Raw genomic sequence first — 13,899 nt, 5'->3', positions numbered from 1 at the left:
TCGGCCCCTTCCGGTTGGCGCAATACTTGTTGCTCCGAATTATGATAAAATCGATTTACTCAGTATTAATATGCGCGTGCAAACAATACGCGGCGAGCCGACGGTTTACCAGTTACCATATCTACGCCCGGAGTAAGACTTTCCTCGTCTGCTTCGAACGGAATACAGCGGATAGTAGCCTTTGTTTCTTCCTTGATACGTTCTTCTGTTTCGGTTGTTCCGTCCCAGTGAGCCAGGATAAATCCGCCTTTTTCAATCTGTTCCTTGAATTCATCGTAAGTATCAACCTTCACGATATGTTCGTTGCGGTACTTCAATGCTTTCTGATAGATATTTGCCTGTATTTCTTCAAGCAGATTCTTTACATATTCTTCGATGCCTTCGCAAGAACGGGTTTCCTTTTCCAGTGTATCGCGGCGCATGATTTCCATGGTATTGTTTTCCAGGTCGCGTCCTCCCATTACCAGACGTACAGGAACACCCTTCAGTTCGTAATCGGCGAACTTGAATCCCGGACGTTTGTTGTCGGCATTGTCATATTTTACAGAGATGCCCATTCCGCGCAACTTGGCAACAATTCCTTCTACCTTTGCGTCGATTTGTTTCAACTGTTCGTCGTTCTTGTAAATCGGAACGATAACTACCTGTATAGGAGCCAAGTGTGGAGGAAGAACCAGACCGTTGTCGTCGGAGTGAGTCATGATAAGCGCACCCATCAGACGAGTAGAAACACCCCATGAAGTAGCCCATACATAATCCAGCTTGTTGTTCTTGTCGACAAACTGTACGTTGAATGCCTTGGCAAAGTTCTGTCCCAGGAAGTGAGAAGTACCGCACTGCAGTGCTTTTCCGTCCTGCATCAGTCCTTCGATAGTATATGTATCGAGTGCTCCGGCAAAACGTTCGTTCGGCGATTTTACACCTTTTACAACAGGTACTGCCATGTACTTTTCAGCAAAGTCGCCATATACGTGCAGCATCTTCTGAGCTTCAGCTTCAGCTTCTTCTCGAGTAGCGTGTGCAGTATGTCCCTCCTGCCACAAGAATTCGGCCGTACGCAGGAACAGACGTGTACGCATTTCCCAACGTACTACGTTAGCCCACTGGTTACACAAGATAGGCAGATCACGGTATGAGTTGATCCAGTTTTTATATGTACTCCAGATAATAGTTTCAGAAGTAGGGCGGATAATCAGTTCTTCTTCCAGTTTAGCGGCAGGGTCGACGATAACTCCCGAACCGTCTTCTGCATTTTTCAAACGGTAGTGAGTAACTACGGCACATTCCTTGGCAAAACCTTCAACATGTTCTGCCTCACGGCTCAGGTATGATTTCGGAATCAGCAACGGAAAGTATGCGTTTACGTGTCCGGTTGCCTTGAACATATCGTCCAGTATGCGTTGCATCTTTTCCCAGATAGCGTATCCGTAAGGTTTGATAACCATACATCCACGTACCGGTGACTGCTCAGCCAGGTCGGCTTTTACTACCAGGTCATTATACCACTGTGAATAGTTCTCACTTCTTTTGGTGAGTTCTTTTAATTCTTTTGCCATAATTTATGTTGTTATTGTCTTTATAATCGTTTGTTCGAAGTTGCAAAATTAGTAAAAAAGCCGTTGATAGCCTACAAATGTGGCATTCATTTCAGCAGCAAACTACGTTTTTAGTGCTGATAATCGAAATACCACCAGTAAGTATCGCCAAATTCCCTACGCATTTTGTTGCGCTCTTCTATTTCCGATGTGAAGTCTTTACGACGTATCTTGTAGTCGGCATAGCGCTGAATCATTGCACTGTCCGTTATCTGAATGGGATAATCGGGATGACGGTCACGATATATCAGCATCGCTTCCTTATAGTAACGTGCGAAATCTTCATCGGGCTCACAAAGGTCTGTTATCGCTCCGGCAAATGCATCGACTTGCTTTTCGAGCAGCAAGGCTGAGAGGTAATAATCGAGCGAGGTCGATTTTCCGGTTCCTTTGTAGCAGATGTTACGCAGGAACACCATACGGTCTTCCCCGTTATACGGACGAGCTCCCAGCAGATAGTAAATTGAGTCGTTGGTATAGCGGAGAACTGTAGACGAATCGTTGGCAAAAAACAACCCGTCGGTCTTGTAATATTGTGGATATTCGAAAAGTTTTTCACCTAAAGTTCCGGCGTGTGACATGGCTATGCTACGCAGCACGGTAAGCGTACGACTTGCCTCGACGGAGTGTTTTCCTATATTCAGTACCTCATTGTACTGGTGGGTGCGCAGATAATGCTCGGCTTGCAGTTCCCGGTGAAAAGTACGATTGCTGTTGCCTATCAAAACAGTCATGATAATGAGCAGCAGCAATATAATAAGATTACTGTTCATCAAAGCAGTCGGACTGCTTTCCACATTCAACTGTACGCGGAACACTCTTCTTAACCAAAAGGCAAGCAGGAAATAAACCAGCAGCACAACGGGCAGCAGCCATCCCCATGGGGTGTGATAATCGTGCATATAGATGGTTCTGCCTACAGCGGTAAGTACCCCCAGAATAAGGCAGGACGGGAAGTATGACAGAGCACGTACCTCTCCTTTCAATCCGAGCAGGCTGTTTACTCCCCAGCGCAAAAGAACCAGTATCAGGGTAATGATAATGGCGCTTGGCAGAGGGGCAAAATGGGTCTTGCCATGAGCCAGCGAAAAATGTAGGGCTTCCAGTACATCGCACTGAAATACATAAAGATAGATAAAACTGAAAATGGAAAAAAGAAAGCCGCACACGACGGTCTGTATGCGTGCGGCTTTCTTGTAGTTTTTATGGATATATTCATTCATAAATATTACTTCTGGCGTTTCAACACTACTGCCGAACGGGCAGGTATATACAATTTAAGCCATTCTTTCTTTTCCTTTGCATACAACGGATCGGCACATGTGAAATGGGCTATGGTATCGTCTGCAAATCCGAATCCGCCGAATGCTTTATTGTCTGTATTCAGAACAACACGGTATTCGCCGCGCGGAACAAGGAATCCGTAATCGGTAAACGAACGGGTCGGGCTGAAGTTAAATACAAAAATCAGGTCTTTCCGGCGATATGCCAATACCTGGTCGCCGTCGTTGTGCCAGATTTCTACCACATCGGTCTTTTGTATATTCTTGACTCCCTCGATCAGGTGTACCATCGCATTGTCGAAATCACCTAAATAGTGATAACATAAGTCCTTATCATCTACCAGATGCCACTGACGACGAGCGTATTTGTACGACCATCCGTTGCCTTCACGCGGGAAATCAATCCATTCAGGATGTCCGAATTCATTTCCCATGAAGTTCAGGTAACCACCGTTGATGGTAGAAGCCGTAAGCAGACGGATCATCTTATGCAGGGCTATACCACGCTGTACAACGCCGTTTTCATCTCCTTTCTTGAAGTGCCAGTACATATCGGCATCTATCAGACGGAAAATAATGGTCTTGTCGCCTACCAAAGCCTGGTCATGGCTTTCGCAGTAAGAAATGGTCTTTTCATCCTTGCGGCGGTTGGTTACTTCCCAGAACATGCTGGACGGTTTCCAATCTTCATCGCGGCGTTCCTTGATAATCTTAATCCAATAATCCGGAATGTTCATTGCCATACGGTAGTCGAAGCCGTATCCACCGTCGTTGAATGGAGCTGCAAGTCCCGGCATACCGGAAACTTCTTCGGCAATGGTAATGGCACGAGGATTGACCTGATGAATCAGCTTGTTGGCAAGTGTCAGATAGCAGATTGCATTGTCGTCTTCATGTCCGTTGAAATAGTCGCCATAATTACAGAAAGCCTCTCCCAGTCCGTGACTGTAATAAAGCATGGAAGTCACACCGTCGAAGCGGAATCCATCGAAATGGAATTCTTCCAGCCAGTATTTGCAGTTGGAAAGCAGGAAATGAATGACCTCGTTCTTTCCATAATCGAAGCACAAAGAGTCCCATGCCGGATGTTCGCGGCGTTCTCCCTGATAGAAATACTGGCAAGGATCACCGGCAAAGTTGCCCAATCCTTCTATTTCGTTCTTTACGGCATGTGAATGAACGATATCCATAATGACGGCAATACCCATCTGGTGTGCGGTATCGATAAGCTGTTTCAGTTCTTCGGGCGTTCCGAATCGGGATGACGGAGCAAAGAAACTTGAAACATGATATCCGAAGCTGCCGTAATATGGATGTTCCTGAATAGCCATAATCTGAATGCAGTTATAGCCATCTTTGACCACACGCGGAAGAATATTTTCGCGGAACTCGTTGTATGTACCAACTTTCTCTGCATCTTGTGCCATACCGATGTGGCATTCATAAATCATCAGAGGAGAAACATTTGGTACGAATACCTTTTTCTTGAATTTATAAGGTTTTCCAGGGTTCCATACCTGCGCGCTGAAAATCTTGGTCTGGTCATCTTGAACAACACGTGTTGCCCATGCAGGAATACGTTCTCCGCATCCACCTTCCCAATAGACTTTCAACTTATATAAATCACCATGTTTCATGGCATTTTCCCGCAAGTTGATTTCCCAGTTTCCGGTATTTTTTACTCTTTTCAGCTTGTACTTGGCCTGTTCTTGCCAGCCGTTGAAATCACCAATCAGATAAATTTCTGTGGCATTGGGCGCCCATTCACGGAATGTCCATCCCTTTTCAGTCCGGTGCAGACCGAAATAAAGGTGTCCTGTAGCGAAGTCGGACAATGTCTTTTTTCCGATTAATTCTTTTTCCTTATCGATGGCATGCTGATGTCTGCCAGTGATAGCCTCTTTATAGGGCTCCAGCCAAGGATCATTTTTAATGATGTTCAATACTTCATCCATAGTATTAGAGTTTTATTAATGTACCCGAACTTTTACTATGACTTTTTTTACCCCGTCGGGTGTCACGCCAGGAGCGTGTCCGTCTTGTGGGAAAAATATAGCAAACATGCCCGGAGTTATAGTCAGATAATCTTTAGCCAATCCTTTATAGAAGGTGATGTCCTTTTCTGCATTATATGCTTCTTCCGGCAGGTCAGTGCGAGGAGTATATCCCATAACCTCAACTCCAGACAATGGAATCTGAATATCAATAAACTGATTATGAGTTTCCAGTTTGGCTTCTTCTTTGGTCTTTGGTTTTGTCTGTGAGAAGTTAACCATCAGCTCACCTTCCTTTAACGTAATCTTACCGATTTCATGTGCATCTAAGTCGGTAGCTTTCAGAAATTCTACGGCTTGTGCAAACAAAGGATTCAGAGAAACATATTTCTCAAGATTTTCTAATTTATCTACAACCATAGTAGTAATATTTATTTGTGATTTTGTTTTTTTATATCATCTTATTATTCGAAGTCGTCAATTGTATAATTCGTGAAATCTGCAAAACGTTTCAGTTGCATGAAAACAGTTGTGATTTCGTCCATAAAATGAGGATTGTCGAAAAATGAATCAGGAATGTAATAAGCGACTGTATAGTCTTTACATTTTATATAGTCCGGATATGGAAAATCCTTTGGGAAGCCTTTGGGTAAGGTCTTCAGGTGACTCTCTCCTATTATGGGAAAATACTTTTTGAAAGCAGGATCTTCCACGATTGAACGGTATTCATCAATATTGTCGACTACCGACTGGCGGACAGCTTTCAGCATATTCGACGGCATACACCAGCTTCCTCCTGCCAGCATACAGTGACCCGGCTCCAGATGTATATAGTATCCGCAATGGTTTGATTTCTTTCCCCGGGAGTTTATATATCCCCCCATATGATTTTTGTAGGGAGATTTATCCGCCGAGAAACGGATATCCCGATAAATTCGGTAGGTACAGTCATGGGGACGAACATGCGAAACACTTTCATCGAATAACGAGATACGTGCTATAATGGTAGCAAGCAGATCTTCAAAGCAGCTTTGCACATGTTGATATTCGGCTTTGTGTTCCTGAAACCATTCACGGGTATTATTCTCTGACAAGCGTTTCAGAAAATCTAAAATTTCTGGTATATTCATGTCCTTATCCCTTTTTGTAACACAAACATACAAAATATATTTTGATAAACCGAATAAAACGTAAGTATTTTATAGGTTATCAATTATATTCAACAAATTCTGATGTATCTTTCCATTGGAAGCCAGTACCTGTGAGCCGGAGTAAAAAGAATCTCCTCCCTCGAAATCGGTAACCTTGCCTCCAGCGTTTTGCAGAATGATGGTACCCGCTGCAATATCCCATGGTCCGATGAAAGCTTCAATACGGGCTTCGAACCGACCGGCTGCCACGTAACACAACTCTGCGGCGGCAGCTCCAAGCAATCGCAATCCTGCAACATTCCCATAAAGATTGTTTACCAGATGCAATGCCATAGGCTTGTATGCATCGGAAGCATACGGGAAGCCAAGTGCTATAAACGAATCATCGAGGCACGATACTGATGATACATGTATTTCTCTGCCGTTAAGATAGGATGGAGCACCTTTATAAGTCCAAAAACATTCATTCCGGCAAATCTCGTATACCACGCCTATCAATAATTCTTTTTTACTTCTTAAGGCAATGCTTACGCAGTAAGGAGCATTATCGTGAATAAAGTTTGTGGTTCCGTCCAGCGGATCGACCAGCCAGCAATATTCTTCATCGGAGAGACTACCGCTACCCTCTTCTGCAATAAAACCTGCTTCAGGGAGCAATCCCTTCAAGCAGGTTACAATTCTTTTCTCAGATTCCTTATCTACATACGACACATAGTCGTGTGCATGCTTTTTCTCTACCGCTTCGCGATGAAATTTCTTCCTTTCATCGCGGATGAAACTTCCGGCTTCTACCGCAAGAGCACGTACTTTATCTGTGAGTTCTGATAAATCTAACATTATTTTTTCTCCTCTAAAAGTCTGCCATATCGGAATGTACCCTGACGGATAATTTTTCCGTTGCTGTCTGTTTCTATAAATGGACCGTCTTTCTTTCCCTGTTTGAAAAAGCCTTCAAAACGAATTCCGTCCTTTGTAACGATAGTACCTTTACCATCTTCTTTGCCTTTTGAGAAATGTCCGGTATAAACAGAGCCATCCTGCATGCGCAGAACTCCTTCTCCTTCGGCCATGTTATTCTTCCATTGGCCTTCGTACTCGTCACCGTTTCCCCATTTATAGTGTCCTTTTCCTGAACGTTGGTTTTTCACCCATTCACCTTCGTATACAGCTCCGTTCTGCCATGTAAAAGTACCGATTCCTTCCTGCCATCCGTTTTTAAACTGACCGACATATTTGTCGCCATTAGGATAGACATAAATTCCCTTTCCTGTACGTTCTCCGTCAGCATAGTCGCCTTCGTAACGTTCACCGTTCTGGAAGTAATAAATACCTTTTCCGTGCTGTACATCCCGAACCCAGTCGCCAATATACTTATCACCATTAGTATAATAAAAAGTACCTTTACCGTGTCGTTCACCATTTTTCCACTCGCCTTCATATTTCGAGCCGTCCTCCCACGTCATGATACCTTTTCCGTTTTTCAGGTCATTAGTCCATTCACCTTCGTACTTGGCCCCACCCTTCCAGGTATATGTGCCGTGGCCATTTCGTTTATCTTCGTGCCACATGCCAATATACAAGTCTCCATTATAATAGAACATCGTACCTTCACCTTCCTGAAAGTCGGCATACCACATACCCTCATAACGGTTATTATTCATAAAATAATAAGTACCCTGTCCGTGTTGCTGATCTTGATACCAGTGTCCTACATATTTTTCTCCGTCGCTAAATATATAGGTACCTTCTCCTTCACGTTTTCCTTTAACATATTCGCCTTCGTATACATCTCCATTTTTGAAAACCGTTTTTCCCTTTCCGTTTGGACGCTTTCCTTTCAATTCACCTGTATACTCTGCTCCGTCTTTAAATTTATAATACCCTAACGACATCTGTGCAGAAGCCGACAAGCCTCCAAATGCCATCAGTGCAAATAATAAAAATGTATGTCTTGTCATTATTTCCTCTTTCGTTTTTATTTAGATGTTCAAAAATAGTGTTTTTAACAGAGAGATTATAAAATCATTACACTTTTTTACCCGCAACGACCGCTATTAAGTTTTCTTTACAGAAATACCGTTGCGCCAATATCTGAAGCTCATCGGAAGTTACTTCACGAATAGCTTTTAGCGTATGTTCGAAGAAATCATTTTCCAGACCGGATGTTTCGATAAAAATCCAAGCATCCGAAAGAGAAAAGGCACTCTCATACGAACGGCACATATCTCCCAGCATATAATTACGAACCATTTCCAATTCTTTGTCCGAAACCTTTTCCGTGCATAAAATATCCATTTCCTTATAGACTTCGGATATGAGAGGTTCTACATATTCATTTGCAGCTTCTGTACTGATACCCAGAACTCCGATGCCAGGATAGTTGACCAGTCCGGCACCGATTCCATATGTATATCCCTTATCTTCGCGAATGTTTGACATTAACCGGCTTCCAAAATAACCGCCAAACAATGTAACAAGAACACGTAACTTTTGGTAATCCGGATGTTTCTGCCCGATAGAAAAAGCTCCTATTTTAATAGAACTTTGCAAAGCATCTGCTTTTTCTACGAAGATACGCTTATTTTCTTCAGTTTCAGGCTTAAAAGCCTTATGATCAATCTTGCGGGAAGTATCACCCCATTTTGATTCTCCGAAATGATGCTCAATACAGTGTATAATTTCGGGAGTGACCTTTCCTGAAACATATACCGAACAATTATCAGAATGATAGTACTGGTGATAAAAATCTTTTAAGACCTGACTGTTGATACGGTCATAGTCTTCCAGCTCCGCATAGCGTCCCAAGGGATGTGACAAGCCGAACAAAGCACGGTTTAAACGCTTTCTTGCCATGACATCTACACGTTGGGCATTAACCAAGAACTGCTGTTTGTTGACATCTACCACAACCGACAATTCTTTCTCCGGAAACGCCGGTTCCTTGATCATCGAAGCTAAAATTTCAATTGTTTTAGGAAAATATTTTCCTAAAGAATATAATGTAATAAAGCCGTAATTCAATGATGAAGACAAATCCAGCCACGCGCCGTAATAATCCAGCTTCTCGGCAATCTGCGATGAAGAGAATGACCGAGTGCCTTCACGTAACATACGGTTTGTAAACATTGCCAGCAACGGTTGTGTCTGATTCCACTGTCCTCCTTTAACCAGCAGGTCGAATCGTACTACATCTTCACTTCCTACCTGGATGACATTCAGCGGCATTCCATTCGGCATTACCCTGCGCTCAGGAGCGGCAATAGAAAAATGGTCTATTTGACGTATTTTCGGAGCTTTTGTTCTGTCTAAGGCCATTACTTCATTTCTTTATGTTCGTGCAAAAATTTTTCCGCACGAGCCAAATCCTGCGGAGTATCTATTCCAATCGTTTCTACTTCACTGATACCGACTTTTATGGTATATCCATTTTCCAGCCAGCGCAATTGTTCCAGTGATTCTGCCAGTTCCAAAGAAGACTGTGGTAAAGAAGTGATTTCTTTCAATACACCGGCGCGGTAAGCATATAGTCCGATATGTTTATAATATGTATGTTCCTTCAGCCATTCCGACTTATCCTTGTTACGCTGATAAGGAATGATGGAGCGACTGAAATACAAGGCATTCATATTTTTACTGACCACTACTTTCGGAGAGTTTACATTCTCCAGCGCATCAAAGCCGTCAGCCGGGGTAAAAGGTTTCACCAATGTTGCAATCTGAGTCGATTCATCATCGAAACAAGCTTTAATAGCCTCCAGCTGAGATTGCTGGATAAACGGCTCATCACCCTGAATATTGACAATAACATCGTATCCTTCACCTACTTTGCAAAATGCTTCGTAGCAGCGATCTGTACCACTTTTATGGTTTACTGAGGTCATTACGACCTTTCCTCCAAAAGCCTTGACAGCTTCTTCTATACGTACATCGTCGGTCGCTACGTATGCTTCATCCAAGATTCCGGATACTTGTTCATATACTCTTTGAATAACGGTCTTCCCGCCCAGCATCGCCAGTGGCTTTGCCGGAAAGCGTGTGGAAGCATATCTTGCTGGAATTATTCCGATAAATTTCATGGCATTCATACTTTTTATTGGTATGCAAATTTACAAAAAAAATCTATTTTTGTATTCAAAACTTCATAAATATGAAAACTGCATATCGTTGTGTCATTTGCTTGGGATCGAACTTAGAAGGTGAATATCATTTGTCTGCAGCAAGGAAAATATTAGACAATACTTTTCCCTGCATATCGTGGGGGCAGATTATAGAAACGCCTCCTGAGGGTACAAACGATCCTTCTCCTTATCTGAACCAGGCTGCTGTAATGAAAACCGACATGTCTGCCGAAGACTTGAATTCTTTTTTCAAGGAAATAGAAAAAAAATGCGGAAGAACTCCTGACGGGAAACTGAGAGGAATTATTCCGCTGGATATTGATTTATTGGTGTATGACACAATCCTTCTGAAACCCGCAGACATGGAGAAGAACTATGTCCGACAGGCTCTGGCTTCAATCAGAGAATCCTAACATCAGACCAGTTTTATGTAACCTAAACGTGTATAATGAACGCCATTGCTTTCATAGTGTGACATGACTTTTGCCGACGACAAATGCAGTACTTCGTGGAGGTTGATTTTGCGGCTATGGCAGCTTAGCACATTGGGCGTCTGACTTCGTGCAGCGGCTTTTACGAAAAAGGTATAGCGGTTCCCGTCACGATCGGCTGCCAGCACATTCTGATCCACATAGAAATCGGCTTTGTAAGTATCTACTTGCAGACGGACATTCAGTACAGTGAGAAACATATCTTTCAACTTTTCTCCCACTTCACCGATATAACGGCTTACAGACGATATATGTCTTTTCTGGATTGTCAGTTCGAAATGTACCTTGGCAAACTTTTTGGCAAGAGCAACCAATGGTTCATAGCGCTTGGTTTCGACAACAAATTTATTTGCCAGCCAAAGCACATACGAGGGATCTACATAAAAAATCTCGGCCAGGCGCTTGCCTCTGTATTTACCAAAAGGAATGATATCGTCCGACTGCCCATAACAATCTTCGAACGCAGCATTATCCTGCACATCGAGGAAAACGTTGCAATTCTGGAGTAACGCAAAGGCTCTTTCGGCTGCTGCATCGAATGTTACGGCCAGTGTCCGTACAAACAGCGGAGTCTTATCGTCGGCAAATACCCGCCAAAAGCCGTAATAAGGGCGGTAAGGAGTCGGCATGCTGATAATATATTTGCCATTATTCAATATTCTTCCACGATTAAACACTTCGATTCGGTCGAAAACTTTGGCTGCAAGTTCAGGAGATAGCTGGTATAAGGTAAGATTACGATCCATTACAATCCTCCTTCTTTTTTATAGGTTTCTGCAAGATAAAGAAAATTATCCAAATATCCAACGGCGGCAACATAAAAAAACGTGCTGACGTTTCAGAAAGAACGTCAGCACGTTTGTATTAAAACATCGGCACGTTTTTGGAGTCCTATGCCGACAAGTTTGCTTAGTTGGAATTTTTATTGGAAGAATACATCATCCAGCTGGCTGTTATTGTCCTCTTCCATTTCAGTAAGCTTATCCTTGCACGGGTCAAAATCCTGAGGAATATCAAAATATTCATCCTGAGAATACCCCAGTGACTTGTCGGCATAAACTTTCTGCATGTATAAGCCCCATACCGGCAGTGCCATTGAAGCACCTTGTCCATCGCGCATCGTATCGAAGTGGATATCACGTTCTTCACCGCCTACCCAGCAACCCGAAACCAGTGAAGGAGTGAATCCCATAAACCAACCGTCCGAATTACGGTTCGTTGTACCTGTCTTACCACCCATATCTGCTTTTATTCCATACAGACGGCGAACACGTCCACCGGTTCCTTCGTTGATTACAGCACGCAACATGACGAGCATCTTGTAAGCACTCGATTCGCTGATAACTTCTTCTACCTGCGGTGTAAATGTTGCAATAATGTTGCCTTCGTTATCTTCTATACGAGAAACAAAGAGCGGCGCAGTGCGGATACCCCGGTTGGCAAAAGCCGTATAAGCACTGACCATTTCGCCTACTGAAATTTCGCATGGTCCCAGACACAAAGATACTGTAGGCTGAATATCTCTGTTCAGGACACCAAACGAATGGATCAGGCGAACCAGAGCATACGGGTTAAGCTTACTCATCAGGTAAGCAGAGATCCAGTTATTGGAGTTTGCCAGTCCCCACTTCAACGTAACCATTTCGCCGTAATGCGACTTGGAACTGTTTCTCGGAGTCCACGCTTTTCCATTTTCATCGAACAAGGTCTGTTCAACATTTCTTACCTCGTCGCATGGCGAGAAACCGTTTTCCATAGCCAGCGTATATAGATAAGGTTTAATGGTTGAACCAACCTGACGGCGTCCGACCATAGCCATATCGTACTGGAAATAATTATAGTTAAGACCACCCACGTAAGCCTTTACATAACCGGTAATCGGATCCATCGACATGAATCCCGCACGCAAGAAATGTTTGTAATAGCGGATAGAATCCAGCGGAGTCATAATAGTATCCTTTTCTCCGTCCCATGAAAAGACTGTCATTTCATGTTTGGTATTGAATGCCCTGCGAATCTCCGCCTCCGAACAGCCCGCTTCCTTCATCTCACGGTAGCGGTCGGACTGACGAACGGAACGTTCCAAAATCTTGTCGACCTCTTCCTGAGTAAGTTCGTTGGTATACGGAGCAGTCTTACGTCCGTATTTTTCCTTGAAGAAGCGCGGTTGCAAGTATTTCGCTACATGTTCGTACACAGCCTCTTCGGCATACTGCTGCATGTGCGAGTTGATAGTTGTATAAATTTTCAGTCCGTCGGTATAGATGTTATAGTTTGTTCCATCCTTTTTCTTGTTCTTTGCACACCATCCGTACAGCGGATTGTTTTTCCACGCCAGAGAATCCTCATAATACTGCTGCTTTTGCCAGCCTCTGTAGTTTGAGCGCTCAGGTTTCTTTGCAGTCATAATTCTACGCAAATACTCGCGGAAATAAGTTGCCAGTCCGTCCTTATGGTCAACAGGTTGGAATTTCAGTGTCAGCGGCAAAGCCTGCAGTGAATCCCGCTCGGCTTTGGTAATATAATCGGCCTTGTACATCTGGTCGAGCACCGTGTTACGGCGTCCGCGTGAGCGCTCGTTGTACCGGCGAGGATTATACAGCGACGGATTCTTGCACATACCTATCAGCGTAGCAGCTTCCTCTATTGTAAGATCCTTCGGGTCTTTCGAGAAATAAGTCTTGGCGGCAGTCTTGATACCTACTGCATTGTTCAGAAAGTCGAACTTGTTGAGGTACATAGTCAGGATTTCTTCCTTGGTGTAATAACGTTCCAGTTTTACGGCAATCACCCATTCTATCGGCTTTTGCAACAAACGTTCCATTACATTATCTGCAGTAGGCGAATAAAACTGCTTAGCCAGCTGCTGCGTAATGGTACTGCCACCTCCTGCATGTTTCTGCATAAAGATACCACGTTTGATAACGGCACGCATAAACGCACGGATGTCTATGCCGGAATGTTCGCTGAAACGTACATCCTCTGTTGCAACAAGTGCATGTACCAGATTAGGCGACAGATCATTGTAGCCTACATATACACGATTTTCCTTACTGTAAGACCAGGTACCCAGCAACTGACCGTCGTCGGATATAATCTGGGTTGCAAATTTCAGATTCGGGTTTTCCAATTCCTCCACCGGAGGCACATAACCAATCCACCCTTTTGCGATAGCTGTAAAGACTACAGTTACCGATAATACTCCTAATGCGAGCAATGCCCACAACACGTATATAAATTTCTTCCTCATGATAAATTAATATGCTA

12 protein-coding genes are annotated in these 13,899 nt (G+C 43.5%); 1 reads left to right on the top strand and 11 read right to left on the bottom strand.

Translation table 11 applies throughout. The features are described 5' to 3' along the window. Positions 1 to 65: 65 nt before the first annotated feature. The 9 genes from proS to kdsB form a co-directional block, all read right to left on the bottom strand. Complete coding sequence (gene proS, locus WKT12_RS00765; protein WP_021971854.1) at positions 66 to 1,556, bottom strand: proline--tRNA ligase; 1,491 nt, start codon at positions 1,554 to 1,556, stop codon at positions 66 to 68. 110 nt (positions 1,557 to 1,666) lie between these two features. Beyond that, entirely contained in the window at positions 1,667 to 2,818 is a 1,152-nt protein-coding gene (locus WKT12_RS00760; protein ID WP_340318500.1) for a DUF6057 family protein, read from the bottom strand. Between the two features lie 5 nt (positions 2,819 to 2,823). Next, positions 2,824 to 4,833 (bottom strand): alpha amylase C-terminal domain-containing protein, encoded by a 2,010-nt coding sequence (locus WKT12_RS00755; protein ID WP_340318499.1) that lies wholly within the window; start codon positions 4,831 to 4,833, stop codon positions 2,824 to 2,826. 15 nt (positions 4,834 to 4,848) lie between these two features. Beyond that, positions 4,849 to 5,292, bottom strand: coding sequence for a YhcH/YjgK/YiaL family protein (locus tag WKT12_RS00750; protein ID WP_021971857.1), 444 nt, complete (start codon positions 5,290 to 5,292; stop codon positions 4,849 to 4,851). Between the two features lie 44 nt (positions 5,293 to 5,336). Next, positions 5,337 to 6,002, bottom strand: coding sequence for a DUF2461 domain-containing protein (locus tag WKT12_RS00745; RefSeq protein ID WP_021971858.1), 666 nt, complete (start codon positions 6,000 to 6,002; stop codon positions 5,337 to 5,339). A gap of 69 nt (positions 6,003 to 6,071) precedes the next feature. Next, entirely contained in the window at positions 6,072 to 6,860 is a 789-nt protein-coding gene (locus tag WKT12_RS00740; RefSeq protein WP_340318498.1) for an inositol monophosphatase family protein, read from the bottom strand. Next, a complete protein-coding gene (locus WKT12_RS00735) occupies positions 6,860 to 7,981 on the bottom strand; it encodes an MORN repeat protein (protein ID WP_021971860.1) in 1,122 nt (373 codons plus the stop codon). The genes WKT12_RS00740 and WKT12_RS00735 overlap by 1 nt, the downstream gene beginning before the upstream one ends. 67 nt (positions 7,982 to 8,048) lie before the next feature. After that, positions 8,049 to 9,338 carry a M16 family metallopeptidase gene (locus tag WKT12_RS00730; protein ID WP_021971861.1) on the bottom strand — a complete coding sequence of 430 codons (1,290 nt, stop codon included), beginning with the start codon at positions 9,336 to 9,338 and terminating at the stop codon, positions 8,049 to 8,051. After that, positions 9,338 to 10,099 carry a 3-deoxy-manno-octulosonate cytidylyltransferase gene (gene kdsB, locus WKT12_RS00725; protein ID WP_021971862.1) on the bottom strand — a complete coding sequence of 254 codons (762 nt, stop codon included), beginning with the start codon at positions 10,097 to 10,099 and terminating at the stop codon, positions 9,338 to 9,340. Before kdsB ends, WKT12_RS00730 begins: the two co-directional genes overlap by 1 nt. Before the next feature lie 71 nt (positions 10,100 to 10,170). Between kdsB and WKT12_RS00720 the strand changes: the two genes are divergently transcribed. Next, positions 10,171 to 10,554, top strand: a complete 384-nt coding sequence (locus WKT12_RS00720; RefSeq protein WP_340318497.1) for a 2-amino-4-hydroxy-6-hydroxymethyldihydropteridine diphosphokinase — start codon at positions 10,171 to 10,173, stop codon at positions 10,552 to 10,554. A 2-nt stretch (positions 10,555 to 10,556) separates the two neighbouring features. Here the strand turns inward: WKT12_RS00720 and WKT12_RS00715 are convergent, their stop codons facing one another. Then, positions 10,557 to 11,378, bottom strand: a complete 822-nt coding sequence (locus WKT12_RS00715; protein WP_021971864.1) for an exodeoxyribonuclease X C-terminal domain-containing protein — start codon at positions 11,376 to 11,378, stop codon at positions 10,557 to 10,559. A gap of 176 nt (positions 11,379 to 11,554) precedes the next feature. Beyond that, a complete protein-coding gene (locus WKT12_RS00710; RefSeq protein WP_021971865.1) occupies positions 11,555 to 13,882 on the bottom strand; it encodes a transglycosylase domain-containing protein in 2,328 nt (775 codons plus the stop codon). Positions 13,883 to 13,899 lie beyond the last annotated feature (17 nt).

The sequence above is a fragment of the Phocaeicola sp. HCN-6420 genome, from assembly GCF_037890145.1.
Taxonomy (GTDB): domain Bacteria; phylum Bacteroidota; class Bacteroidia; order Bacteroidales; family Bacteroidaceae; genus Phocaeicola.
The sequence above is the reverse complement of the archived record's forward strand: the minus strand, read 5'-3'. Positions and strand labels throughout refer to the sequence as shown.